This window comes from Stenotrophomonas lacuserhaii (assembly GCF_014836545.1).
GTDB lineage: Bacteria > Pseudomonadota > Gammaproteobacteria > Xanthomonadales > Xanthomonadaceae > Stenotrophomonas > Stenotrophomonas lacuserhaii.
The window spans coordinates 1-24,457 of the sequence record NZ_JACSQS010000005.1; the positions used below are offsets into that span (position 1 = coordinate 1).

The 24,457-nt window shown below is 67.3% G+C and carries 20 protein-coding genes, 2 tRNA genes and 1 pseudogene; 2 read left to right on the forward strand and 21 right to left on the reverse strand.

Annotated elements, in window-relative coordinates; all coding sequences use genetic code 11:
- Positions 1–108: 108 nt before the first annotated feature.
- The 11 genes and pseudogenes from pgsA to H9654_RS06635 form a co-directional block, all read right to left on the reverse strand.
- Complete coding sequence (gene pgsA, locus H9654_RS06590; protein ID WP_042614198.1) at positions 109–732, reverse strand: CDP-diacylglycerol--glycerol-3-phosphate 3-phosphatidyltransferase; 624 nt, start codon at positions 730–732, stop codon at positions 109–111.
- A 9-nt stretch (positions 733–741) separates the two neighbouring features.
- The gene (gene uvrC, locus H9654_RS06595) at positions 742–2,583 is read right to left on the reverse strand and encodes an excinuclease ABC subunit UvrC (RefSeq protein WP_042614197.1); all 1,842 of its coding nucleotides are present in this window, start codon (positions 2,581–2,583) and stop codon (positions 742–744) included.
- Positions 2,580–3,992 carry a hypothetical protein gene (locus tag H9654_RS06600; protein WP_191769961.1) on the reverse strand — a complete coding sequence of 471 codons (1,413 nt, stop codon included), beginning with the start codon at positions 3,990–3,992 and terminating at the stop codon, positions 2,580–2,582. Before H9654_RS06600 ends, uvrC begins: the two co-directional genes overlap by 4 nt.
- Before the next feature lie 65 nt (positions 3,993–4,057).
- Entirely contained in the window at positions 4,058–4,828 is a 771-nt protein-coding gene (gene kdsB / locus H9654_RS06605) for a 3-deoxy-manno-octulosonate cytidylyltransferase (protein WP_191769963.1), read from the reverse strand.
- A 36-nt stretch (positions 4,829–4,864) separates the two neighbouring features.
- Positions 4,865–5,884: a tetraacyldisaccharide 4'-kinase gene (lpxK, locus tag H9654_RS06610; RefSeq protein ID WP_042614194.1), complete on the reverse strand. Its 1,020-nt coding sequence runs from the start codon at positions 5,882–5,884 to the stop codon at positions 4,865–4,867.
- Complete coding sequence (gene msbA, locus H9654_RS06615; protein WP_182655468.1) at positions 5,884–7,632, reverse strand: lipid A export permease/ATP-binding protein MsbA; 1,749 nt, start codon at positions 7,630–7,632, stop codon at positions 5,884–5,886. The genes lpxK and msbA overlap by 1 nt, the downstream gene beginning before the upstream one ends.
- Positions 7,629–8,051: an ExbD/TolR family protein gene (locus tag H9654_RS06620; RefSeq protein ID WP_042614192.1), complete on the reverse strand. Its 423-nt coding sequence runs from the start codon at positions 8,049–8,051 to the stop codon at positions 7,629–7,631. Before H9654_RS06620 ends, msbA begins: the two co-directional genes overlap by 4 nt.
- Positions 8,052–8,054: 3 nt before the next feature.
- Positions 8,055–8,735 carry a MotA/TolQ/ExbB proton channel family protein gene (locus H9654_RS17775; RefSeq protein WP_232767740.1) on the reverse strand — a complete coding sequence of 227 codons (681 nt, stop codon included), beginning with the start codon at positions 8,733–8,735 and terminating at the stop codon, positions 8,055–8,057.
- 7 nt (positions 8,736–8,742) lie between these two features.
- Positions 8,743–11,184 (reverse strand): annotated as a pseudogene (locus H9654_RS06625) (DNA internalization-related competence protein ComEC/Rec2); the annotation flags it as partial.
- Positions 11,185–11,250: 66 nt separating this feature from the next.
- Positions 11,251–12,597 (reverse strand): sensor histidine kinase, encoded by a 1,347-nt coding sequence (locus H9654_RS06630; RefSeq protein WP_191769967.1) that lies wholly within the window; start codon positions 12,595–12,597, stop codon positions 11,251–11,253.
- Between the two features lie 2 nt (positions 12,598–12,599).
- The gene (locus H9654_RS06635; RefSeq protein ID WP_191769969.1) at positions 12,600–13,271 is read right to left on the reverse strand and encodes a response regulator transcription factor; all 672 of its coding nucleotides are present in this window, start codon (positions 13,269–13,271) and stop codon (positions 12,600–12,602) included.
- Positions 13,272–13,393: 122 nt separating this feature from the next.
- On the opposite strand from H9654_RS06635, the gene H9654_RS06640 reads away from it, so the two are divergent.
- Positions 13,394–13,711, forward strand: a complete 318-nt coding sequence (locus H9654_RS06640) for a hypothetical protein (RefSeq protein ID WP_225211920.1) — start codon at positions 13,394–13,396, stop codon at positions 13,709–13,711.
- Between the two features lie 28 nt (positions 13,712–13,739).
- Here H9654_RS06640 and H9654_RS06645 read toward each other — a convergent pair whose 3' ends face one another.
- The 3 genes from H9654_RS06645 to uvrB form a co-directional block, all read right to left on the reverse strand.
- Entirely contained in the window at positions 13,740–14,048 is a 309-nt protein-coding gene (locus tag H9654_RS06645; RefSeq protein ID WP_191769970.1) for a hypothetical protein, read from the reverse strand.
- 235 nt (positions 14,049–14,283) lie between these two features.
- Positions 14,284–14,358, reverse strand: a tRNA-Val gene (locus H9654_RS06650).
- A 163-nt stretch (positions 14,359–14,521) separates the two neighbouring features.
- Entirely contained in the window at positions 14,522–16,555 is a 2,034-nt protein-coding gene (uvrB, locus tag H9654_RS06655) for an excinuclease ABC subunit UvrB (protein WP_191769972.1), read from the reverse strand.
- A 144-nt stretch (positions 16,556–16,699) separates the two neighbouring features.
- Between uvrB and H9654_RS06660 the strand changes: the two genes are divergently transcribed.
- The gene (locus H9654_RS06660; RefSeq protein ID WP_191769974.1) at positions 16,700–17,239 is read left to right on the forward strand and encodes a GspH/FimT family protein; all 540 of its coding nucleotides are present in this window, start codon (positions 16,700–16,702) and stop codon (positions 17,237–17,239) included.
- A gap of 47 nt (positions 17,240–17,286) precedes the next feature.
- On the opposite strand, the gene H9654_RS06665 is transcribed toward H9654_RS06660, so the two are convergent.
- The 7 genes from H9654_RS06665 to H9654_RS06695 all read right to left on the reverse strand — a co-directional run bounded on the left by H9654_RS06665 (position 17,287) and on the right by H9654_RS06695 (position 24,418).
- Positions 17,287–17,363, reverse strand: a tRNA-Asn gene (locus H9654_RS06665).
- Positions 17,364–17,417: 54 nt separating this feature from the next.
- On the reverse strand, positions 17,418–17,867 hold the full coding sequence (locus H9654_RS06670; RefSeq protein WP_191769976.1) for a type IV pilin protein: 450 nt from the start codon (positions 17,865–17,867) through the stop codon (positions 17,418–17,420).
- A gap of 14 nt (positions 17,868–17,881) precedes the next feature.
- Positions 17,882–21,742 (reverse strand): pilus assembly protein, encoded by a 3,861-nt coding sequence (locus H9654_RS06675; RefSeq protein WP_191769978.1) that lies wholly within the window; start codon positions 21,740–21,742, stop codon positions 17,882–17,884.
- Positions 21,743–21,752: 10 nt separating this feature from the next.
- A complete protein-coding gene (locus H9654_RS06680; RefSeq protein WP_191769979.1) occupies positions 21,753–22,262 on the reverse strand; it encodes a pilus assembly PilX family protein in 510 nt (169 codons plus the stop codon).
- A gap of 4 nt (positions 22,263–22,266) precedes the next feature.
- Entirely contained in the window at positions 22,267–23,430 is a 1,164-nt protein-coding gene (locus tag H9654_RS06685) for a PilW family protein (RefSeq protein WP_406833458.1), read from the reverse strand.
- A complete protein-coding gene (gene pilV, locus H9654_RS06690) occupies positions 23,427–23,903 on the reverse strand; it encodes a type IV pilus modification protein PilV (protein ID WP_042614181.1) in 477 nt (158 codons plus the stop codon). Before pilV ends, H9654_RS06685 begins: the two co-directional genes overlap by 4 nt.
- Entirely contained in the window at positions 23,900–24,418 is a 519-nt protein-coding gene (locus tag H9654_RS06695; RefSeq protein WP_191769981.1) for a GspH/FimT family pseudopilin, read from the reverse strand. Before H9654_RS06695 ends, pilV begins: the two co-directional genes overlap by 4 nt.
- Positions 24,419–24,457: the final 39 nt, after the last annotated feature.

The following is a 24,457-nucleotide window of genomic DNA, read 5'->3' on the forward strand; positions in this document are numbered from 1 at the left end:
AGACTCGAACTCGCGACCTCAACCTTGGCAAGGTTGCGCTCTACCAACTGAGCTATTCCCGCTTGGGAGGCGGCATTTTACCTGTCTTCACATCGGTGTCAACCGCTATCAGCCGCCCTTCTTCAGGCGCGCGCGTTCGCGTGCCGCACGCTCATCGGCGCGCAGGCTCGGCCACGCCGCGTGCAGGTACTGCAGGCCCGACCACAGGGTCAGCACCGCAGCGATCGCCAGCGTCCAGTCGCCCATGTGGAACACCGGCGGGCCCATCCAGATGTCCTCCACCGGGGTGTTGGGCGCCACTGAATACAGCAGGCACAGCAGCGCGACCATCTGCGCGGTGGTCTTCACCTTGCCGATCACCGCCACGCGCACTTTCGCCCGCTGGCCCAGTTCGGCCATCCATTCGCGCAGTGCCGAAACGGCGATTTCGCGGCCCACGATCACCGCCGCCCAGAACGCCATCCACGGCGTGGGATGGCCCTGCACGATCAGGAACAGCGCCACGGCCACCATCAGTTTGTCGGCCACCGGATCCAGGAACGCACCGAACGCCGATTCCAGCTGGTAGCGCCGCGCGATCCAGCCATCCAGCCAATCGGTGATCGCCGCCAGGCCGAACAGCGCCGCCGAGGCGAAGTTGGTCCACGTGTAGGGAAGATAGAACACCAGCACCAGCACCGGGATCATCAGGATCCGCAGCAGGGTCAGCCAGGTGGGGAGGGTCAACGTCATCGGTAATCTCTACTCGCCCGCCGCATTCGGCTCGGGCAGTCCATGAAGGTTAGCGTAGATACGCGCAGCGAGGGCAGCATTGATGCCTTCCACTTTGGCGATTTCGGCCTCGCCGGCCGCCTTCAGGCCGACCAGTCCGCCAAAATGCTTGAGCAGGCTGGCGCGGCGGCGCGGCCCGATACCGGCGATATCTTCCAGCTTGCTGGTCATGCGGGCCTTCTGGCGGCGGCCGCGATGCCCGGTGATGGCAAACCGATGCGCCTCGTCGCGCACCTGCTGGATGAACTGCAGCGCCGGCGAGGCCGCGCCGGGGCGCAGCTCGCGTCCGTCCGGCAGCACCAGCGCTTCGTGCCCGGCGCGGCGTTCGGCGCCCTTGGCAACGCCGACCAGCAGCACGCCTTCCACGCCCAGATCGGCCAGTGCGGCCTGGGCCTGCGCCAGCTGCCCGGCGCCACCGTCGATCAGCAGCACATCCGGCAGCACGCCCTGCTCTTCCACCGCCCGGCGGAAACGGCGGTCGATCGCCTGGCGCATGGCGGCGTAGTCATCGCCGGGTTCGATGCCGCTGATGTTGAAGCGGCGATACTGCGCCTTCACCGGCCCGGCCGCATCGAACACCACGCACGAGGCCACCGTGGCCTCGCCCATGGTGTGGCTGATGTCGAAACATTCCACCCGCTTGACCGGCTCGGCCAGGCCGAGCATCTCGCGCACCGCCTCGCTGCGCGCATGCTGGGAATCGCGGCTGTTGAGTTCGGTGGCCAGGGTCAGCTGCGCGTTGCGGCTGGCCAGTTCCAGGTAGCCGGCGCGTTCGCCACGCACGTTCCATTTCAACTGCACGCGGCGTTCGGAAGACGCGGAAAACGCGGCTTCCAGCAGCGTCGCATCCGGGATTTCGCGATCCAGCAGGATCTCGCGGGGCGGCTCGAATTCCACGTAGTACTGCGACACGAACGCGCCCAGCACTTCTTCCGGGCTGTCTTCGCCATTGGTGCGCGGGAAGAACGGGCGCGTGCCCATGTTGCGGCCGTCACGGAAGGCCAGCAGCATCACGCAGGCCTGCGCGCCACGGGTGGCCACCGCCAGCACGTCCAGATCGGCGGCGCGGCCGTCCACGTACTGGCGGGTCTGCATGCTGCGCAGCGATTTGACCAGGTCGCGCAGCCGCGCCGCCTGCTCGAATTCCAGCGACTCGCTGGCCGCCTGCATCTGCTCGCCCAGCTCACGGGTCAGCTCATCGCTCTTGCCTTCCAGGAACATCGAGGCGCGGCGCACTGCTTCGGCGTAATCCTCGGCCGCCACCAGATCCACGCAGGGCGCGCTGCACCGGCCGATCTGGTACTGCAGGCACGGCCGCGAGCGGTTCTTGAACACGCTGTCCTCGCAGCTGCGCAGCTTGAACAGCTTGTGCATCAGGTTCAGCGTTTCGCGCACCGCAGTGACCCCCGGATACGGCCCGAAGTAGCGGCCCGGTACGGCGCGCGGCCCGCGGTGCAGCGCGATGCGCGGCCACGCCTCGCGGGTCAGCAGCACGTGCGGATAGGTCTTGTCGTCGCGCAGGGACACGTTGTAGCGCGGCGACAGCGATTTGATCAGCTGGTTTTCGAGCAGCAGCGCTTCGCTTTCCGAGCGCGTCACGGTGACGTCCATGCGCACGATCTGCGACAGCATGGACATGATCCGCGCGTTCTTCGGGCTGCCGTTGAAATAGCTGCCGACACGGTTGCGCAGGGCGCGCGCCTTGCCGACATACAGCAGCACATCGTCGGCGGCGTACATGCGGTAAACACCGGGGGCGGTGCTCAGCGCGGCCGCGAAGGCCTTGCCATCGAAAGCGGGTACAGCGTTCATTCGGTGATCGGCACGTCGCTCAGCACGCCACTGGCAGGATCGAAGCGCAGCACGGCGTGGGCATCGGTTTCGGCGATCCAGACCGCACCGGATCCGACCGCCAGGCCGGCCGGCCCGTGCAGTCGGCGGGGCAACGCCTGGGTGACCAGTTCGCCGCCGCCCAGCCGCAGGGTGCGCAGGCGACCGTTGCCGGCATCGGCAATCCACAGCAGCGGTGCATCCGGGCTGAGCGCGATGGCCTGCGGGAACTGCAGGCTGGCCCGGTCACGCGGACCGTCTTCGCTGCCGTGGTTCCACACACCCTGCCCGATCAGCGTCTGCACCAGGTCGCCACGCAGCTGCACGCAGCGGATCGAAGAGGCCAGCGCATCGGCCACGTACAGCGCCTGCTGCACCACCGCCAGCCCGGTCGGCTGGGCGAAGGCGGCCACGTTGCCACTGCCGTCGCGCTGGTCGATGGCACCGCTGCCGGCGCGCCGGGTGAGTCGCCGCTGGCCCAGGTGGTAGCTCCAGATGCGGTTGTCACCGGCCATCGCCATGTGCAGTTCGTTGTCGGCCAGGGCCAGCCCTGCCGGGTGGTTCAGCGCTACGCTGCGCGGGTCGTCGACCTGTCCGTCGCGCGGTTCGCCCGGCCGGCCATTGCCACACAGCGTGTCCACCTGGCCGGTGATGATGTTGATGCGACGCAGGGCATGGTTGCCGGTGTCGGCCACGTACAGCGACTCGCGTTCCACCACCAGCGCCTGCGGCCGGTTGAAGGCCGCGTCCTGCGCCCCACCATCCATGAAGTCCGGTGTGCCCTGCCCGAACTGGCGCAGCACGCGCCCGCCATGGGTGCATTCCAGCACGCGGTGGTGGCCGCTGTCGGCGATGTACAGCCGCTCGGTGGTGACCGCCAGTCCGGTGGGGAAACACAGCGGCAGGCGCGGCTCGGGGCGCAGCTCGCGCAGTGCTTCGAACGGTGTCGGCTGCAGGTTGCCGCACAGTTCGTTGAGCGCACGGTCCAGCTCGCCCGGCTGGCCGAGGCCGACCAGGCGGCTGCTTTCGCGGCCATAGACATCCATCAGCACCATCGTCGGCCAGGCCGTCACCCCGAAGCGCCGCCAGCCGTCCCAGTCGCTGTCCAGCAGCGCGACCGAGTGCAGGCCCTGGCGGCGCAGCAGCTTCAGGCTGGCCGTTTCGTCGCGTTCGAAATCGAAACGCGGCACCTGCAGCACCAGCACCTGCAGCCGGCCTGGATGGCGCGACTGCCAGTTCGCCACTTCGGCCAGGCGTTGCGCGCACCATGCCGACGCGGCATTGACGAACAGCAGGGCCAGCGGTTGCCCGCGCAGCTCGCTCAGGGTGGCGGGCGCGGCGTTCAGCCACGTGGCGAACTCAGGGAGGTCCTGGACGGGTTGGGCGTTCATACCCTGATTATGCCGGACCGCGCGTCATGCAATCGTTGTGCCACGCGGATTTTTTCCGGGCCCGCTCAGGCGTGGCCGCTGGCCAGCAACTGTTCGGCCCGCTCCAGGTCTTCTGGGGTGTCGATGCCGGCCGGGAACAGCGCCGGCGACAGCGCCGCGCTGATCGGGTAACCGGCCTCCAGCACCCGCAGCTGTTCCAGGTTTTCCACCTGTTCCAGGCTGCCGGGCGGCATTGCGGCGAACTGCTGCAGGAAGCCGGCGCGGTAGCCGTAGATGCCGATGTGGCGCAGCCACTGGACCCCGTCCGGCAACACCTCGCGGCTGCGCGCGAAACCATCGCGGTGCCAGGCGATCGGCGCCCGGCTGAAGTACATGGCCTCACCGCGCGCATTGCGCACCAGCTTGACCACGTTGGGATCGAACAGCGTGGCCGCATCTTCGACCGGTGTACACAGCGTGGACATCGGGGCGCGGCCGCTGGTCAGCGCGTCGGCCACCGCACGGATGCCGGCGGCCGGTGCAAACGGTTCGTCACCCTGCAGGTTGACCACCACGGTGTCATCGGCCCAGCCGGCATGGCGGGCACATTCGGCCAGCCGGTCAGTGCCGGAGGGATGGGCCGGATCGGTCATGGCCACCTGCACGTCCTGCAACCCCGCCAGCGCTTCGGCGATGCGCGCATCGTCGGTGGCCACCCACACTTCGCGCGCGCCGGCCTGCAGCGCGCGCCGCGCCACGTGCAGCACCAGCGGTTCCCCGCCGAGCAGGCGCAACGGCTTGCCGGGCAGGCGCGAAGCGGCATAGCGGGCAGGAATGGCGACGACGAACTCGGTCATGGGGTTCTCCGGTTACAGGCCACGCGCGCAGGCGGTTCAGCGCGCGCGCAGCTTCTCAAGGCGGTCGGTCAATGCCACCCAGAACGCAGCGGGCAGATCGGCCTGCAGGGGAATGGCGAAGTGCCAGTCGTTGGCGAAGGCGCGGCACTTCACCGCGTCCTTTTCGGTCATCAGGATCGGCAGCTCGCTGCCAAAGCGCAGGTCCTGCGGCTGGTAGGCGTGGTGGTCGGCGAAGGCATGCGGGACCACGCCGATGCGTTCGGCACGCAGCATGTCGAAGAATCGCTGCGGGTGCGCGATGCCCGCCACGGCGTGCACGCGCTGCCCGGCAAAGTGCGAAAGCGCGCGCAGGCGTCCGCCCACCAGCGGCTGCGCACTGTCGATGCGCAGGCGCATCGGCCATTGCCCGAACCCGCACGCCACCGCCGCGTTTTCCGCGCTGGCCGCGCCCTGGTTGACCACGCGGAAATCGCATTCGCCGGCGCGGGCCACCGGCTCGCGCAGCGGTCCGGCAGGCAGCAGCCGGCCGTTGCCGTAACGACGCTGCGCGTCAATGACTTCAATCTCGATATCGCGCGCCAGGCGGTAGTGCTGCAGGCCGTCATCGCAGACGATCACATCGCAACCGGCCTCGACCAGCGCCTTGCCGGCGGCTACCCGGTCGGCATCCACCCGCACCGGCGCACCGGTTTTCCAGGCAATCAGCACCGGCTCGTCGCCGCCGAGCGCGGTCGGCGTATCGGCATCCACCCAGCGCCCGGTTTCGGCCTGCTCGCGGCCATAGCCACGGCTGGCAACGCCGGGTTTCCAGCCCGCTGCGCGCAACTGCTGCACCAGCGCGATGGTCAGCGGGGTCTTGCCGGTGCCACCGGCGGTGATGTTGCCGACCACGATCACCGGCACCGGCAACGCGTGCCGCTTCAGCCAGCCGCGCCGGTACAGGCGCCGCCGCAGGCCGGACACGGCCGCATACAGTGGGCTGAGCAGGCGCATTCCGAGCGGCACCGTGGAGCCGTCATACCAGTAGGCCGGTGTCTGGGTACCCTTGCCGGACATCAGGCCTGCCTTTCGCGGAACTGCATGTTGTACAGGTGCTCGTACAGGCCACCCATGGCCAGCAGTTCATCGTGCGTACCGCGCTCGACAATGCGGCCCTGGTCCATCACCAGCACCTGGTCGGCGTGTTCGATGGTGGACAGCCGGTGCGCGATGACCAGCGTGGTGCGCTCGGGCATCAGCCGCTGCAGCGCGTCCTGCACCAGCCGTTCGGATTCGTTGTCCAGCGCGGCGGTCGCCTCGTCCAGGATCAGGATCGGCGCATCACGCAGGATCGCGCGGGCGATTGCCAGGCGCTGGCGCTGGCCACCGGACAGCAGCGCCCCGTTCTCGCCGACCGGGGTGTCCAGCTGCTGCGGCAGGCGCGCGATGAACTCCCAGGCGTTGGCCGCCTCGGCCGCCGCGCGGATCTGCTCCTGGCTGGCATCCATGCCGTAGGCGATGTTCGAGCCGATGGTGTCGTCGAACAGCATCACCTTCTGTCCCACCATCGCCACCTGCCGACGCAGGTCGGCCAGCGGGTAATCGTCCAGTGGCACGCCATCCAGCGTGATGCGGCCGCCACTGGGCTCGTAAAAGCGCGGCACCAGCCGGATCAGGCTGGTCTTGCCACTGCCCGAGCGTCCCACCACGGCGGTCACGGTGCCGGGGCGTGCAACGAAGCTGATGTCGTCCAGCGCGATGCCGGCGTCTTCGCGGTAACGCAGCATCACGTGCTCGAAAGCCAGTTCGCCGCGTGCCCGTTCGATGCGCTTGCTGCCCCGGTCACGCTCCACCGGCATGTCCAGGATGGAGAACAGCCGCTCGGCGGCAGCCACACCGCGCGAGATCGAGGTCTGCACGCTGGTCAGCCGGCGCAGCGAGGGAATGATCGCCATCATCGAGGTCATCAGGCCCATGAACTGGCCGGCGTTGAGCTTGCCGACCAGCGCTTCGCGGGTGGCTACCCAGACGATCACCGCCAGCGCCAGCGCGGCCAGGAACTGCACCGTGCTGGAGGCGAAGGCGCGCGTGGTCTCGACCTTCATGTTCAGGCCCAGCATGCGGTTGGCCAGCCGCGAGTAACGGTCGATCTCGTGCCGCTGGGTGCCGTGCACCTTGACTTCCTGCTGGGCGGACAACGACTGCTCCGCCGTGGCGGCCATGGTGCCCATGCCGTCCTGGATGCCGCGGCTGATGCGCCGGTAGCGCTTGCCCACGTAGGACACGATCAAGCCGATCATCGGCACCACCACCAGCATCGCCATGGTGACCTTGACGCTCATCTGCAGCATCACCACCAGCATCGCGATGATGGTCAGGGTGTCGGCCACCAGCGTCTTCAACGCATCGGCGCTGGCCTGGGTGACCTGTTCGGTATCGAAGTTCAGCCGGCTGACCATCACCGGGGTGGCTTCGGTATCGAAGTGCGACGACGGCAGGTGCAGGTACTTTTCCAGCACCTGTTCGCGCAGGTCGCGCACCACGCTGCGGCCGGTGCGGGCCAGGGTGTAGTCACTGACCAGCGTGGCCAGGCTGCGCATCAGGAACAGGCCCAGGATGGTCAGCGGCAGGATCACCGCCATGCGCGGCTCAGGGTTGACGAAGCCGCGGTTGACCAGCGGTTCCATCAAGCGGGTGAAGGAGTAGCCGGCCAGCGCTTCGATGGCCATCGCCACCACGGCGGCCACCATGAATACCCAGTAGGCGCGGGTGTAGCCGAGCAGGCGCTTGTAGATCGGCCAGACGGGCGCGTGTTTGGAACTCATTGACGCACCTCGGGAGCGGTTGCGATGGAAATCCGGCGGAAGCCGAGCTGGCCGAGGGCATCCTGTGCGGTGACCACGGCCTGGTAGGGGGTGCGCGCGTCGGCGCGCAGCAGCACGGACTGGGTGCGGTCCTCGCCGGCCACCGCAGCAATAGTCTGCTTGACCGACTCCACGTCGGTGCGCAGCACTTCCTGGTCGTTGACGAAGTAGCGGCCATCGGCATTGACCAGGATGCTCAGCGCGCGCGGCGGTTCACTGTTGGCCTGCTGGCTGGCATGCGGCAGCTGCACCTGCAGGGTGGAACGCGCATCGAAGGTGGTGGTGACCACGAAGAAGATGATCAGCACCAGGATCACGTCGATCAGCGGCACCAGGTCGATATGCGGCTCATCGCCGGCGCGGTCGTTGCGGATGCGCATCCGTCAGGCCTTGGCCGGGGCGGCGCTGCCGGGGTTGGCGGCCGCCGGGGCAGCAGCACGCGGCGGCGTGGCCATCACGCCCGGACGGCCATCCAGCGCATCCAGCAGCGCGCTGGCCTCCTGTTCCATCTCGATCACGTAGCCGTTGATGCGGCCCTTGAAGTAGCGATGGAACATCAGCGCGGGGATCGCCACGATCATGCCGGTGGCCGTGCATACCAGTGCCTTGCCGATACCACCGGCCAGCTGGTTCACATCGCCCACGCCGTGGTCCAGGATGCCCAGGAACATCTGGATCATGCCGACCACCGTGCCCAGCAGGCCCAGCAGTGGACCGGCCGAAGCGATGGTGCCCAGCGCATTGAGGAAGCGTTCCATGCGATGGACGATGAAGCGCCCGGTGTCTTCGATGCGCTCACGGATCTGGTCGCGCGGACGATTGCGTGCGTCCAGCGCCGCCGCCAGCAGCGCGCCCAGCGGCGAATTGGCCCGCAGGGTCGCCAGGTGGGCCGGATCCAGCTTGCCGCGTGCCGCCCAGTTGCGCACGTCCTGGCCCAGGCCCGGTGGCAGCACCTCGTTGCGGCGCAGGGACCAGAAACGCTCCAGGACGATCGCCAAAGCCAGTACACCCAGCAGCAGCAGCGGCACCATCGGCCAACCGCCGGCCTTGACCAGTTCCCACACGTTTCCAACCCTCCGGCCCAGCGGCCGCCTGTTTGTCCACCGATAGGATAGCAGCCGCCCGCTCCCGGCCCGCAGCATTCCACCAGCGACCCGCATGCACCCGTTGTTCGCGGACCTGCAGTCCCTGCGCGCCCAGCCACACGTGCAGTGCGCCGGAGGTGGCGGTGCCCAGCACTTCGGCACCGGACGCTGCCCAGCGCTGCACCACCTCGGCGCGCGGATGGCCGAAGCGGTTGCGGTGCCCGGCCGACACCAGTGCCAGCCGCGCCCCCACCGCGTCCACCCACGGTGCGCTGGACGAGCCGGCGCTGCCATGGTGGGCCACCAGCGCCGCGTCCGCCTTCAGCGCGTTGCGGTTGGAACGCAGCAGCTGGGCTTCTTCGGCGATGCCGATGTCACCGGTGAGCAGGATCACCCCGCGCGCGGTGGCGATGCGCAGCACACAACTGGACGCATTGCCGCGCTCCCGATGCCCCTGCACCGGATGCAGGATCTCGAAATCCACCCCGTCCCATCGCCACTGCTGGCCGCGATGGCAGGGCGATGCACCGCCGACTCCGGACCCTGCCGGCGCCCACACCGGCACCTGCGGAAAGGCACGGCGGATCCCGGGCAGGCCACCGGCATGGTCGGCGTCGCCATGGCTGAGCAGCACCCGGTCAGGCACGCCGGCACCCAGCGCGCGGAGCGCGGGCAGCACGACGCGCTCGCCCGAATCGGTGCCGACGCCAGGGGGCCCGAGGTCGTACAGCAGCAGCCGCGATGCGGTCCGCACCACCACCGCAGTGCCCTGCCCCACGTCCAGCACCAGCACCTCCACCGCCCCCGGCGCCGGCAGTTGCCGATCCGGCCAGAGCAGCGGCAGGCATAACAGCGGTGCCGCGAGCAGGCCGCCACGGCCGCGCGGCAGCAACCACCAGAACACCCCCAGCAGGGCCAACGGCAGCGTCCAGCGCGGCGCCTCCGGCAACCACCACACCGCTCCGCTCCACGCGGCCAGCGGCTGCAGCCACGTCCAACTTACGGCAAAGGCGGTGTCGCCAAGTCGCCAGCACCAGGCCCCCAGCCCGGCGTGCAGCGCCTCCAGCGCCGTGCCGAGCAGCGCCAGCGGCACCACCACCAGGCTCCACCACGGCACCGCCAGCAGGTTCACCAGCGGACCAATGCGCGAGGCCTGGCCGAACAGGCTGATGCCGAGCGGCAACAAGGCCAGGCTGGCAATCCCCTGCGCGGCCAGGAACGGCTTGAGCAGGCCGGCCAGCCCGGGCTCGGCACGCTGCCCACCGGGCAGGCACCACATCAGCCACAGCACACCCCCAAAGCTGAGCCAGAACCCCGCAGCCAGCACCGACAGCGGGGCGACCAGCAGGGTCGCGAAGGCCGCCAACGCGAGCGACTGGGCCCATGGCATGCGCCGGCGGCTGGCGCGCGCCAGCGCCACTACCGCGATCATCAATGCGGTGCGCACGGTCGGCAGTGCCAGCCCGGCCACCAGCGCGTAGGCCACCGCGCCCGCAGCCGCCGCCAGCGCGGCCGCGGTGGGCCGTGGCACGTGCCGGGGCAGCATCGCGATACAGCGCCACAACAGGCCGACCAGCAGCGCAAGGCCGCCGGCGACCAAGCCGACATGGAACCCGGAGATCGCGATGAGGTGGGTCAGGCCCAGTGCACGCAACTGTTCCCAATCCGCATCGCTGAGCTCGCGCGTGTCGCCCAGCGCCAGCGCGCGTATGAACCGCGACGTTTCGCTGGGCCGCGCCTGCTGGATCCGCTGCGACATGCGTTCGCGCCAGGCCGCCAGCCCGGCAGGGCCTTCCAGCTGGTGCGGGACCGAGCCAGCGCGGACCTGCCCGCTGGCGGCGATACCGAGCATCAGCGCGTGGCGCTCGCCATCGAATCCCCCCGGATTGATCCGGCTGCGTGGCGCGCGCAATCGCAGCGGAAGTTGCCAGCGTGATCCGGCGGCAACGGTGTGCCGCACACCACCAGGGCCTGATCCTGGCACTGCGCTGCCGGACCCGGCACGTGCGAAGGGCGCGCTCCAGTAGACCTGCACGCGCCGGCCGCGGAGAGACTCGGGCAGTGCCGGGTCGTTATCGACACGCAGCAGGAACCGACTGTAGGACGGGCGATGCTCGGGCAGATCGATCACCCTGCCGCGCAGCACCTGGTCGACCGGTGGCTGCTGCGGCGGAAGCTGCGCCTGCAACGCCCAAAGCCCGTGCAGCCCCGCCCAGCTGAAGCCCACCAGCAGCATGCCCAGCCAGCGCCCGCGCCAGTGGACCAGCCAAATGGCGATGCCCAGCAACAGGGCCGGCCAGGCCGCCACGGCCGGCGGCAGTGCCGGCAGTTGACAGCATGCCGTGGCACCGGCCACCAGCGCAGCGGCACTGGCCTTGCCCCACAGGCCCGGCGACACGACGAGATGATCGCAGGCCTGTCCCCCCATGCCATGCAGCGTGGCCTGCTGGCGCAGCGGCTGCCATCAGCTTTCCACACAGTGCAGGCTCGGGTTTCAGCCGGGGCGGCGGACCGAACGGTTGAATGCGATGCGGAAACTGGCGCCGCCACCCGGTGCCTCGCCTACGCTCACCGCGCCTTCGTGGTGCTGGATGATCTCTTTCACCAGGTGCAGGCCCAGTCCGCTGCCGCTGCCGGCCGCACGCAGGCGGTGGAACGGCTCAAAAATCGCCTCGCGGTCGTTTTCCGGGACACCGGCGCCCTGGTCGGCGACCTCCAGCGTGGCGTTGGCTTCCAGCCGTACGCTGATGGTGCCGCGGCCGCCGCCATGCACGATCGCGTTGTGCACCAGGTTGGCCATGACCCGACCCAGGGCGATGCCATCGCCGACGATCCACACAGGCTCCTCCGGCGCATCCACCTCGAAGGTATAGCCGGCGCCGATCACCAGCGGCGCCAGTTCCGCCGCCGCCGTGCGCGCCAACGCGGCCAGGTCCAGCGGCTGCAGCTTCTCCACGCTGCGGTCCAGGCGCTGCAGGTCCAGCAGGTGTTCGGCGACGTTGCCCAGCCGCGCGATGTCGTTCAACAGCTGCGCCTTCAAGGCGCCCTGCGGTAGCTGCGACAGGCGCGCCTGTACCACCGCGATCGGCACGCGCAGCTCGTGCGCGGCGTCGGCCAGGAACTTGTCGCGCGCAGCGTAGCCTTGCTGGACCTTGCCGATGGCATCGTTGAAGGCACTCACCAGCGGGGCGATCTCGCTGCTGACCAACTGCGTGTCCAGCCGCGCGCCGGCCTTGCCGATGTCCAGCAGCCGCGCCTCGCGCGCCAGCTGCCGCACCCCGCGCATCGCACGGTGGATCACCAGCGGCATGACCAGCAGGGTCACCACGATCAACGGCAGGAAGAACCACGGACCGATCAGCCGCAACACCATCAGCGCGCCCTCCCACAGCCCGTGCTTCGGCTGGCCGCCGACCATCGCGGTCAGGCGCCTGCCGTCCTTGTTGCTGATCACGATGCGCGCCGCATCCAGGTAGGGCGGGGTCAGTGATCCCAGTTCGCTGTAGCCGACGCGCTCCAGCCGTGACAGCAGTTCGCGATGGACATCCGGCACGGCTCCCTCGGACAAGGTATTGCCACGTTCATCAACAGCGACGAACCACAGGTTGCCGCCGGCCTCCGCATTGAGGGCATCCCAGCGCTTGCGATCCAGCCGGATGGCCGTGCCGTCGCCATGCAGCGCGGCCACCACGTCATCGGCAGTGAACATGTCCATGTGCACCGATTCCTGGTCGCCCCAGGTCAGGATCAGCGCCATCACCGCGATCAGCACGGTGAACACCTGGGCCAGGCAGACGCGCCAGGCCAGGCCTAGTGAAATGGATCGGATATCAGTGTTCATTTTCAAGCCTCGGCCAACAGGTAACCGACCCCGCGGATGACGTGGATTTCCACGCCCGCACCGGCCTGCTGCAGCGCTTTGCGCAGCTTGGAAATATGCGCATCCAGTGCATTGGACTGGATGTCGTCGTCGAAGCCGTACACCGCTTCTTCCAGCCCGCTGCGGGTCACCGTGCGGCCCTGTCGCAAGGCAAGCGCCTGCAGCACCAGCAACTGGCGGCGTGGCAGCGGCAGCGCATGGCCGTCCACCTGCGCCTGCAGCGATTCAAAATCGAAACGCAGCCGCCCCAACTGCAGCACCGGGGTGAGCATTTCGGTCGGGCGGCGCGCTACCGCGCGGATGCGCGCCATCAACTCCTCGATAGCCACCGGCTTGACCAGGTAATCGTCCGCGCCGACATCCAGTCCTTCCACTTTATCGCCCAGGCTGCCCTTGGCGGTTAGCATGATGACCGGCAGGTTGGGGCGCAGCGCACGGGCGATGGCTACGAAGGCCAGGCCATCGCCGTCCGGCAGCTGGCGGTCCAGCAGCAACAACTGGTGCACCGGGTCACGCAGCGCGGCGGCGGCCGCGGCCAGCGTGTCCACCACGTCGGCGACCACGCCCTGGCGTTCCAGCCCGGACTGCAGGGCGCGGGACAGGTCAGGATCGTCTTCGACCAGCAGGATGCGCATGGGAAACCGGTGGGCAGCAGAAACCAGCGCTGATGATAAGCCGCGCAGGGCGCGCGCAATGTTCTGACAATGTTGATGACGCATCGTGCACGTACCGCTTCTGTATCGAGCCGAACGACGCCATGGACGCTTTCCTCCCCCCGGCCAGCCCCGCGCCCGCCCTGCTCAACTGCGCCAATGACCCGCGCATGGTGCTGACCGCGCCGGACCTGGACAGCGCCGAACGCGCGTTCCTCGGCCTGTTGCCTGACCGTGATCATGTGGATGCCTTGGCACGCCATGCGATCAGCCATGCGCGCCTCGGTTCCGGCAGCGGCTACGCGTTGTCGCTGACGCTGGTCGGCATGCGCCTGCAGGAATTCAAGATGGGCGAGGACTGCGCGACCCGCTGCCGCCAGGATTCATTGCGCAGCCTACGGCAGGCGTTCACCGCAGCCTGAGGCAGGCGTAGCGCGTGAAGCGCTGCCGTCAGCGCTCCTGCTCGTCGAAGTGGTTGAAGGTGTAGCCGATCAGGCTCCAGCTGCCGCCGCCCTCTTCGCCAACCTGCCATCGGTACGCCCAGGATTCCGAGCCCTCGCTACGCTGGCGGTTGAATCTGATCTCCTCGCCCGGTAGTCCGCTGGCCGGAAGCGTGATGGGCGGGTTGTCTCCCAGCCTGCGGTGCGGCTCGTACTGACCAGGCGCTCTTGGCGCGCCGCTTGCGGATTCGTTCTGGGCCGCAACCAACAGCGCGCCGATCAGCAAGGTGGCAATCGTGTTCCTGCCGTGGGTGGTCATCGGGAGGCTCCGCATCGCCGGCGGTTCCGGCTGCCTGATCTCAGTACAGCGGAAGTTTTCGCGCAAAGACCAACACGCTATCTGGTCGACCCTGCCGCGGACAGACACTTCGGCCCGGTATTCATCGACTCTGCCTGTGCGGATCAGGACCTCGCCGCAGTGCATGAATCCCGAATGCCAGGCGCAAAAAAACCAGCGCGATGGCTGGCTTTTTTCGTTCCCACTTCGCTGGAAGTGGTGGGCGGTACAGGGTTCGAACCTGTGACCCCTACCATGTCAAGGTAGTGCTCTACCGCTGAGCTAACCGCCCGTTTTTGTTTCCTGCCGCGTTGCGATTGCGTCGGGGCAGGCCGCGTATATTACGGAGGAGACCGGGGTTGTGCAACACTTTTGTGAAGAAATCTTCGAAAGCGACGTTTGTGGCTGCTTTCGGGATTTTCGCCGAGCATGGCGCGGCGCTGCCGATGCCCCGATCAGCCCAGGCTGGCCTCTTTCAGCCGCTTGATCAAGTCGCGCACGCGCCCGGCCTCTTCGAACTCCAGGTCTTTGGCATGCTGGTACATCCGCTGTTCCAGCGACTTGAGCCGGGTGGCGACCTGGGATGGCGACAGCGTCGCGTAATCGGCGCCCTCCTCGGCGATCTCGACCGCCCCGATCTTTCCTTTGCCCTTGCCCTTGCGCGAGGCCCGGTCGTACGCCTCCGAACGCGCGCCCTCCAGCACGTCCACGATCGGGCGGGCGACCGACTTGGGCACGATGCCGTGCTCTTGGTTGTATTCCACCTGCTTGGCGCGGCGGCGGTCGGTCTCATCGATGGCCGCCTGCATCGACTTCGTCATCCGGTCGGCATACAGGATCGCCTTGCCGCGCACGTTGCGCGCTGCACGGCCGATGGTCTGGATGAGCGAACCGGTGGAGCGCAGGAAACCTTCCTTGTCCGCGTCCAGGATCGCCACCAGCGAGACCTCGGGCATGTCCAGGCCTTCGCGCAGCAGGTTGATGCCCACCAGCACGTCGAACTTGCCCAGGCGCAGGTCGCGGATGATCTCCACGCGCTCCACCGTGTCGATGTCCGAGTGCAGGTAGCGCACGCGGATGCCGTGTTCACTCAGGTACTCGGTCAGGTTCTCGGCCATGCGCTTGGTCAGGGTGGTGACCAGCACGCGGTCGCCCATCTTGATGCGTTCGTTGGCCTCGCTCATCAGGTCGTCGACCTGGGTGCCGACCGGGCGGATCTCCACGATCGGATCGATCAGCCCGGTCGGGCGCACCACCAGCTCGGCCATGTCTTCGCCGGCCTCGCGGTATTCGTACGGGCCCGGGGTCGCCGACACGTAGATCGCGCGGGGGCAGCGCTGTTCCCATTCCTCGAAACGCAGCGGCCGGTTGTCCAGCGCCGACGGCAGCCGGAAGCCGAACTCCACTAGGGTTTCCTTGCGCGAACGGTCGCCCTTGTACATCGCGCCGATCTGCGGAATGGTGACGTGCGACTCATCGATCACCAGCAGCGCATCCGGCGGCAGGTAATCAAACAGGGTCGGTGGCGGCGAACCGGCCGGCTTGCCGGTCAGGTGGCGCGAATAGTTTTCGATGCCGTTGCAGAAGCCCACCTCGGCCATCATCTCGATGTCGAACTGGGTGCGCTGGGCCAGGCGCTGCGCCTCCACCAGCTTGTTTTCCGCATACAGCTGCTCGAGCCGCTCCTTCAGCTCCACCTTGATGGTCTCCACCGCCGCCAGCACGCGCTCGCGGGTGGTGGCGTAGTGGGTCTTCGGGTAGACAGTGAAGCGCATCATGTTGCGCAGCGTTTCGCCGGTGAGCGGATCGAACAGGGTGATCTTCTCCACTTCACCGTCGAACAGTTCGATGCGAAGCGCTTCGCTGTCCGATTCGGCGGGGAACACGTCGATCACTTCGCCACGCACGCGGAACGTGCCGCGATGCAGCTCGTACTCGTTGCGTGTGTACTGCAGCTGGGTCAGGTGGTTGATCAGGTCGCGCTGGTCGATGCGCTCACCCTTGGACAGGATCAGCCTCAGCGACAGGTAATCTTCCGGCGCGCCCAGGCCATAGATCGCCGAGACGGTGGCCACCACCAGCGCATCCGGTCGCGACAGCAGGGTCTTGGTCGCGGCCAGGCGCATCTGCTCGATGTGTTCGTTGATCGAACTGTCCTTCTCGATGAAGGTGTCCGAGGACGGCACGTAGGCTTCGGGCTGGTAGTAATCGTAGTAGCTGACGAAATACTCGACCGCATTGTGCGGGAAGAACGCCTTGAACTCACCGTACAACTGCGCGGCCAGCGTCTTGTTCGGCGCCATGATCAGCGTCGGCTTCTGGATGCGGTCGATGACGTTGGCGATGGTGTAGGTCTTGCCCGAGCCGGTCACGCCGAGCAGGGTCTGCTTGGCCACGCCGGCTTCGAAATTGCTGCTCAGCTTCTCGATCGCGTTGGGCTGGTCGCCTGCGGGCGAATACGGCGATACGAGTTGGAAACGGTCGCTCATGGTGCTGCCAGGTCGCGGGGGGAACAATTATAGCGGGCAGGCCGGTGACGGCAGGTTGAGGGAATCGGCTACCTGCGGTTGACGGCTCTGGCGACGGACCGGTGCCGGGACAAGGCGGACCATGCAGGCACGGAGGACCTTTGCATGCCACATCCAACCCTGCCTGCACCTTGTTCCCGCGGCTACGGCCTGGCTGAACTGTGCATGGCGCTGGCGCTGGTCGCCACCCTGGCAGCCACCGCCCTGCCCTCCTTCCAACGGACCCTGGCGCGGGTACGCGCAGACAGTCTGCGCATGCAGCTGCATGCGATGCTGTCGACCGCTCGCAGTACCGCCATCACCCGCCGCCAGCGCATCGAAGCGTGCCCGAGCAGCGATGGCATCACCTGCGGCCGTGACTGGGCCAGGGGCTGGTTGGTGTATCCCGCCCCGCACACGCCATTGCGCCCGGGCAAGGCGCCGAAGGGCGTCCTGCTGGTGGAACAAAGGGCCCCTTCCACGGTCAGCGCCCGGACCAGCCTGTGGCGAAAACGCATGCAGTTCCGTGCTGACGGACGCAATGCAGGCGTTGCCCAGACCATCTGCATCCATATCGGCAACCGCCTGCACAGCGAAGTCGTCGTCAGCGTTCCGGGGCGGGTACGCAGCCGGGTCACTCGCAAGAGCGATGGCTGCGCGGACTGATCGAAAACGCAGAAAGCCGCGACATGATCGCGGCTTTCTACTGAATCTGGCGCCCGAAGTTGGACTCGAACCAACGACCCCCTGATTAACAGTCAAGTGCTCTAACCGGCTGAGCTATTCGGGCGGGGAGGCGCATTCTACGGTGAGATTACGCGCCGCGCAAGCCCGTCGCGAACGATCACCAGCACTCCGGCAAGGTCGCCGCGGAGGGCGTTTTCACATTGGCCTGGTTGACCGACAGGGTGCCGCACTTGTCCTGCGCCTGGGGTCCCTGCGGCGTGGCGGTCAGCGTGAACGTGCCCTGCCCGCCCTGGAAGGTGATCGTATAGCGCGCGGTGCCGCCTTCACGCGGTGACTGGAACGTTGTCGCCCCATTGCTGAAGCGGAAGTTCGCATAGGTGTTGTTGGTGGTATGCGAGCGCTCTGCCAACTGCGCGTACTCGACCAGGTCGGCCTTGGCCTGCGCCCGCCGCGACTTGCGCACCTGCTCCACGTAGGACGGATAGGCGATGGCGGCCAGGATCGCGACCACGGCCACCACCACCATCAGTTCGATCAGGGTGAAGCCGCGCGCGCGCGACCGCAGGCCATGCCGCTGGACGGCACGCAGGGAAACCAAAGAGGACATCGAGGGATTCTCCATTACTGGATCTGGCGCCAGGACTGGCGACCGCAGGGATACGGAACATACATCGGCGGTGCGCCCGCCACGTTGACCACCATCCAGCAGCCCGAGCCGCCCGGTGGGGTCGGCGCGGGCGCCCCGCCACCCGGGTTGGCCGGCGGCTGCAGGCGCGGCACGACCGAGACACCGACGTCCTTGACCGGCGCGGTACCTCCCGTGGCCAACGCCATGCTGGCGGTTCCCGCGACTGCGGTGGCACCGCTGATCGAGCCCATGCGCACACCGGACAAGGCACCGCCACCGGTACGCGGATTGAGCCCGAACAGGTTGTTGCCTCCGCCCGCGGTACAGCCGGAGGTGATCGAGTCGGGGGTGTAGGTCGGGATGAACAGGATGCCGGACGCCAGCTCGGGATAACCCACCGCGCGCTCGCCGGCAGGCAGGTCGATGTACCAGCCGCGCGCGCTGGTGGGCGCGGTACCGCGGCTCAATGTCCGCCCACCGGTCCCGGCAGCCACCGTATACGGGGTCAGGCTGGTTCGCGTCAGGGTGCTGGTGACGGCCGCATTGGAGGTGTCGTTGAAACCATACAGACTCTGGATCTGCGTCGAGGAAATCGGCAGCGTGTCGTCATTGAAGGAGAAGCTGCCGGTACCGAACATCACCAGCACGCCGCCACTTTCACCGGCCGATGCCTGCAGGCCGCCGGTGATCGGCTGGCGATACGTTGCCCCGCTCTGCACGAAGGTATTGGTGGTGAACACCGGCACGGTGACCGAATTGGCCGTGGACAGCAGGTCGAACTTCCACACCGCGCCCTTCAGGTCGGCCGCATAGACGGTGTCGGCATAGCCGTCTCGTACCCTGGCCGGCAAGCCGGTGGACGCATTGATGTTGGCCGTATCCAGCCGGTCGAGCACGATGATGTTGCCCAGGCCATTGCTGCCTGCGATGCCCGAGTTGCTCTCGGTGGCTTCGATCATGCGGATCGTCGGCGTAGCCGCGTTACCGATATCCACCACGAACAGCACGGCCTTGCCGCTGCTGCTGGAATAGCCGTTACCAAAGATAGCCTTCCAACTGACGCCACCATTCAAGGTGCGCACCGGCACGATCACCGGCTTGCCGAGGACGTGGCCGATGTTGGCCCTGACTGCATCGGCACCACTCAGGTCATTGATTTCCCACAGCCGGTTGGTGGCAGTGAAGCTGCCCGGCGTGGTTACATCCAGCGCGAACACGCCCCGGCCACCCGCGCCGGTGCTGCCGACCAGCGTCGTATTCCAGGTATCGTTGTAGTAGGTATCTGCAACGGTGAGCGGACCATCCACGAAGTAGCGGTGAGAGAACTGCTGGGCATTCACCTTGGCCGGATCGTAGGGAATCAGCAGGTTGCCCATGTGACCGTACGAGGTGGCCGGGATGTAGCCGAACGTTTCACGCCCGCCGTTACTGCTGACCGCACCCGTACCGTCCATGCCGCCATCGAAGGCGTGCAACATGCCGTCGTTGGCGCCGGCATACACCATGAAACGCTTGCTGGTGCGCTTGCTGTTCAAGTACGCGGTGTAGCTGCTGGCCAGGGTGCCGCCCAGCGCGCGGTAACCGAAATCGTCGGTCGGGGCGCTGATGACCGGCGTGGAATTGATGATGTCGCCCAGCGCGTTGGTGCGATCGCGAAGCTTGCCATTGCGACGGACTTCGTTGGCGGTATCACCCAGCAGGTAGTTGGCGGCGATGGTGGGCGTCGCGCCGAGTCCGGTCAGCCCGCCGGTCGTGCAGATCGCCTGGCCCGGATACAACGAGCTGGACAGGCCGCACAGCCCGGCCAGCGTGACCGTGGTCGGGCCGAACTTGCGCACGCTGCTGCCATCATTGAAGTACACGTTGCGCGCTGCGGCGGCAGGCAGCTGCGCACTGGCCTCCCAGATCGGCGTGAACTGCGCTTCGCGCGCCGCGTTGACGGTCACGCGGGAAGCGGTCAGGCGGCTGAACCAGTCGGTGCCGTTCTTCTGCACGCTGTATTCCGGCGAAACCGTCAGCGAGCCGGCGCCGATGCGCGCACCGCTGGTCGCCAGCGTGCCCGACGGCGATGCCGCCGCGCCGACGGCCTCGAGCACGCGACGCATCGCATCGGTGACGTCACCCGGCGTCTTGGCATTGATGAACTCACCGCGCGAATTGATCGCGGCATGCCACAACTCATCGATCACCCGGCCATCGTCGCCCGAGAGCGGATCGCCACCGGCGTTCCAGTTCGGCGGATTGGCATAGGGATCGTCGGTTGCTGCCTGATTCACTTCGTAGATGAGCCCCTGCGCACCCAGCGTCACGCCGTAGAAGTTCATGTGCAGGTTGGCTTGGCAGTCCAGCCGCTTCCACTGGGCAGACGAGGGGCTCAGCGTCGAGCACTCTTCCGGCACCGGCACCAGTCCGGTCTGGAAGCTGGCGCCGGTACGCAGGGGCGTCGACGCGCCGCCATAGTACGAAGCCGCGATGTCGGCGATGGTATTGCTGTAATTGTCGGCAAACGGCGCGCCGGGGAAATGTGTGCCGCCGGCGCTATCGGCATTGCCATAGCCACCGGCGGAGTTGCCGCTGTTGGTATAGCCATCGGTGAACAGCATGCCGCCATTGCGCTGGCACGCGCGCACGACCGGCGCACCGGCGTCGGTGCGGCGGAACTGTTCACCCAGGAAGGCCGCCGCCTGGCGGTTCGGCGTACCGCCACTGGGGTTCAGGCCGTAGATCTGGTTGAACAGGTTCGCACGCTGGGTGGACACGTCATGCATGGTCACGTTGACGCGATTATTGATCGTGAAATAGCCGACCCGCATGTTCTCCACGCCAGCCATCGCGTGCGAGGACGAGCCCACCATCGACAGGATGCGGTTGCGGTGATACTGGAACCAGTTCGCGAAATTGACCTGCGCGGCCACCCGCGCGGTGGCGTCGGAATAGTTGTCCGGCAGGATCTGGTAGCGCCGCATGTTGCAGCCAGGACCGCAGGCATTGGCGATCACCGGGCGGTTGGCATCGGCGGTCTTGTAGCCGGCCGGGGCCGGCGCAGCTGCGGGCAGGTAGAAAGTCGCCGGCACGTAGGCCATCTGCACCGTGCAGTTGGCCCGCACCAGCACGTCCGAGGACAGCGTCGTCCAAGCGTTGCCGGTGCTGGGAAGACCGTTCGTGCCGGAGTTGCAGCTACGCGCATTGGAACGGTAGCGCGTCCCGGAAGGGATCGTCATCCCGGTCATGAACTGGAACGACTCGCCGTTGACCTCGCGATATGCAAGGTTGTAGATCGTGTTGTAGTCGTTGCTGAAATCAGTACCGTAAACAGAGGGATTACGCGGGTCGGCGCGGGCCCTGTCGAACGCGGCGTCAGGCCAGAGCGCTGGAATACCCGCAGCCGGCGGCTCCGGAAGGCTCCACGGGTCGTACTTCACGTCCGGGTTGTAGTAACTCGCGTTGTACGCGGGAGATCGCGCAAAACCGAATTCATCGATCGGCGGAATGGCGCGACCCGGGGTGTAAGAGGTATTGAACGACGCGTGCGGGAACAGGTACAGATAGCAGTCGACCGAGTTGTTCGCGCAGCCCTCGCCCACGTCGTAGAACACGCCGGCCGAACGGAAGAAGCTGCTGCCGTTCCACTGCATGCGTCCATCGCCGCCCTGGAAGATGCGCTCGAAGGTCATCGAGTTCGAGTCATCGACCGCCATGATGAAAGCCGGCTGGATCGAGGTGGTGTTGTTCAATGGAGCCTGCGCCAGGGCACCCTGCCCCTGCGCGGCGAACAGGCTGTAGGCGAAATAGGCGCCCGCGCCCAGCACGACAGCAGCGGACGCAGCAGCGATCCGGAAAGTACGACGTGTCATGCCGGTGGCCTCAGAGCTTGAAGACGGTGTCGACCGAGGCCGTGGACGAGGAATCCGTCGCGGTATCGGTGGCAAAGGTGGTGATCTGGTAGACCGGCGTGACCGGGTCGAGTGCATCGCCCATCGCCAGCGAGCCGCCACCGATGATGCAGGCGTCGATGCGTCGCACGTTGACCGCCTGGGCGGTGGTCAACGGGCGCCCACGCCCCCAGCTGACCGGATCGAAAGCGACGTCACAGTTCTGCTGGATATCGGTATCCACCAGCGGCGCGTTGGCCGGCGCCGCGGTGCGGTTGGCGATCGCTTCCAACGCGTTTTCGCTACGCCGGGTGACGCCTTCGGCATTCTGGAAGGCGACGTTGGTGGCGCGGTAACTGGCCGCCATTTTTTCCTGCATGCCGGCAACCTGCATGCCGGCGATGCCGATCAGCGCCAGCAGGATCAGCATGATCAGCGCGACGTACAACACGGCGCCGCGCTGGTTGCGGGGCATGGGTCGCAGGCGGGCAGGAGCATTCATGGCGTCAGTTCCCGAACAGTCGGTTGCGCAGGGCAATCGTGGATTCATAGGTGGTGCGGTAGCGGCCGTCGCTGGCCGTGGCCGGCGCGAAGCCGACGCCGAGCGCGCGCGGATAGGTGACCGCGTCCGTGGGCGCTTCGGCCTGCGAACGCGCCGGGCTGCGGGCCAGCACGCCCACCTGGACCTGTCCGACGCGACGCCACTGCGCGGCACCAGTGGCATTTGCATCGCTGGTGACGCCGCTGGCGACCGCCTGGGTGGTGATGTTGCCGGCCGGCGGCGTGGTGGAGCTCATCTCGGTGGTGCTGTCGAGGCCGAACAGCAGTTGCAGGCTTTCGATGCCTTCCACCAGTTCTTCCCTCACGCCATAGCCGTTGTTTCCGTCGGCCCGCGCACGCATCAATGCAGGCTCGCCAGACCCCGAGGTGCCAACGTAATACACCACCGATTCGGCGCGGTAGATCATCGTCTGGCCGGTGGGCTGCACGGTGAAGCGGTTGAGGTTGGATCCCAGGGCCGTGACGCTGCCCGCCGTGTAGGTGCCCCTGAACACATTGGCATGGCTGCAGTCCGCAACGCCGAACAGATTGGGCGTGCCTACGCCGCCCTCGTTGAACCGCGCGCCGGCAGTGGCATCGAAGCCCACCACGCTGTCGGTGTTGGCGGTCAAGGCGGTGACCGGCACGCCTTCGGCGGCGAGATAGCGAAGCACCAGAATGTCGCTGCCGCCACGCGGATTCAGCGCGGCGATCGCGGCCGGCAGCCCGGCCGGGCCAGCCCAGGTGTCGCCCAGGGTCAGCTGGCCGCCTGGCGCAGTGCTTGGCGCTTCATAGCCCTGGATGCTGACTGTGAAATCCAGCGGATGGCCGGAGCCGCTGGTCGCCGCGATGTTGACCACCGGGTCGCCCTCGCCCTTCACGAAATGGGCCTGGTCGTTCACGCAGCCGAAGTGACCGGCCATGCGAATGTCACGCTGCAGGAATTCGATCGCGAAACGACCGTTTTCCTGCGCACGCGCGTTGCCTTCAGCCAACCGCGATGCGGCACGCGATGCGGCGAAGATCTGGATCACGCCCAGCATCAGCACCAGGCCGATGACCATGGCGATCATCAGCTCGATCAGCGACAGACCGGCCTGGCGACGCGCGGCAGAGACTGCGCGCCTCACAGCTGCGACACCAGGGTGAAGGTGGTCCGCCCGTCAGGATTTGCAGGGTCCCAGCGCTGGTCGCCCCAGGCGATGCCCACGGTGACCTGGCCGTTGGCGTTGACTACCGTCGCACTGGCGCCCTCGCCGAGGGCCTGGACCACCTGGCACTGCCAGCGGGTGATGTTGTTGTTGAGGGTCACCGCGGTGCCCAGGTTGCGCGTGCAACTGGACGCCTGGACGGTGCCGGCGGCGAACGCTGCATTGGTATACCAGCCTGCCTGGTAGCGGTTGCTGCGCATCTGATCGAGCAGGTCATAGGCCAGGTTGGTGGCTTGGGTGCGGTAGTTCGAACTCTGCACGAAGCGCACGCTCATGGTCTGCAGCATGGCGAAACCCAGCAGGCCGAAGGCGAGGATCAGTACTGCGACCAGCACCTCGATCATGCTGAAGCCACGCTGGGCGCGTGCGAACGAAGGAAGACGACGACTCATTGGCAGGCGCCCTTGGTGGAATTGATCTGGCCGGCGGCATTGATGTCCAGCCGGCGGCGAAGCGCCTCACCGCCACACTCCGTCGGCTGCAGGGTCAGCGACTGGGCGGCGGCGGCACGGCGGCGGCCGCGATTGTCGAAGGCGATGACCGCCGTGCTGGGCCCGCCCGCCGTCAGGGAATCGGTCTTGATCGGGATGTAGCGCAGGACGGTTTCGCCAGCCTGGTAGGTGCCGTCGCCATTCACATCGGCCCAGGCCAGCATGCCGCGCGACCAGTTGTTGTCGCACGAGGTGCCCGTGGCGCTGCCGCAGACCCCACCGCCGCGCTTGTTGCGCACCGCCTCACTGCGCGCCAGCGACAACAGAGCGGTCATTTCGTTGCCGGTGGCCGCGACGCGGTTGGAACGGATGGTGCTCTGGAAACTCGGGAACGCGATGGTCGACAGGATCGCCAGCACGGCGACGGTGACCATCAGTTCCAGCAGCGTGAAGCCCTTGGACAGGCGTAAAGACATGGGACGCTCCCCAGCGTGATGTCGGCACGATGAGGCACG

What these genes read in the sequence shown, in the direction of transcription:
- H9654_RS06670 (WP_191769976.1), bottom strand. Translation starts at nt 17,867, where the DNA reads ATGTCCTCTTTGGTTTCCCTGCGTGCCGTCCAGCGGCATGGCCTGCGG.
- pgsA (WP_042614198.1), bottom strand. Translation starts at nt 732, where the DNA reads ATGACGTTGACCCTCCCCACCTGGCTGACCCTGCTGCGGATCCTGATG.
- H9654_RS06620 (WP_042614192.1), bottom strand. Translation starts at nt 8,051, where the DNA reads ATGCGCATCCGCAACGACCGCGCCGGCGATGAGCCGCATATCGACCTG.
- msbA (WP_182655468.1), bottom strand. Translation starts at nt 7,632, where the DNA reads ATGAGTTCCAAACACGCGCCCGTCTGGCCGATCTACAAGCGCCTGCTC.
- uvrB (WP_191769972.1), bottom strand. Translation starts at nt 16,555, where the DNA reads ATGAGCGACCGTTTCCAACTCGTATCGCCGTATTCGCCCGCAGGCGAC.
- H9654_RS06645 (WP_191769970.1), bottom strand. Translation starts at nt 14,048, where the DNA reads ATGACCACCCACGGCAGGAACACGATTGCCACCTTGCTGATCGGCGCG.
- uvrC (WP_042614197.1), bottom strand. Translation starts at nt 2,583, where the DNA reads ATGAACGCTGTACCCGCTTTCGATGGCAAGGCCTTCGCGGCCGCGCTG.
- H9654_RS06635 (WP_191769969.1), bottom strand. Translation starts at nt 13,271, where the DNA reads ATGCGCATCCTGCTGGTCGAAGACGATCCTGACCTGTCCCGCGCCCTG.
- H9654_RS06660 (WP_191769974.1), top strand. Translation starts at nt 16,700, where the DNA reads ATGCCACATCCAACCCTGCCTGCACCTTGTTCCCGCGGCTACGGCCTG.
- H9654_RS06675 (WP_191769978.1), bottom strand. Translation starts at nt 21,742, where the DNA reads ATGACACGTCGTACTTTCCGGATCGCTGCTGCGTCCGCTGCTGTCGTG.
- H9654_RS06630 (WP_191769967.1), bottom strand. Translation starts at nt 12,597, where the DNA reads ATGAACACTGATATCCGATCCATTTCACTAGGCCTGGCCTGGCGCGTC.
- lpxK (WP_042614194.1), bottom strand. Translation starts at nt 5,884, where the DNA reads ATGTCCGGCAAGGGTACCCAGACACCGGCCTACTGGTATGACGGCTCC.
- kdsB (WP_191769963.1), bottom strand. Translation starts at nt 4,828, where the DNA reads ATGACCGAGTTCGTCGTCGCCATTCCTGCCCGCTATGCCGCTTCGCGC.
- H9654_RS06695 (WP_191769981.1), bottom strand. Translation starts at nt 24,418, where the DNA reads ATGTCTTTACGCCTGTCCAAGGGCTTCACGCTGCTGGAACTGATGGTC.
- H9654_RS06680 (WP_191769979.1), bottom strand. Translation starts at nt 22,262, where the DNA reads ATGAATGCTCCTGCCCGCCTGCGACCCATGCCCCGCAACCAGCGCGGC.
- H9654_RS06640 (WP_225211920.1), top strand. Translation starts at nt 13,394, where the DNA reads ATGGACGCTTTCCTCCCCCCGGCCAGCCCCGCGCCCGCCCTGCTCAAC.
- pilV (WP_042614181.1), bottom strand. Translation starts at nt 23,903, where the DNA reads ATGAGTCGTCGTCTTCCTTCGTTCGCACGCGCCCAGCGTGGCTTCAGC.
- H9654_RS06600 (WP_191769961.1), bottom strand. Translation starts at nt 3,992, where the DNA reads ATGAACGCCCAACCCGTCCAGGACCTCCCTGAGTTCGCCACGTGGCTG.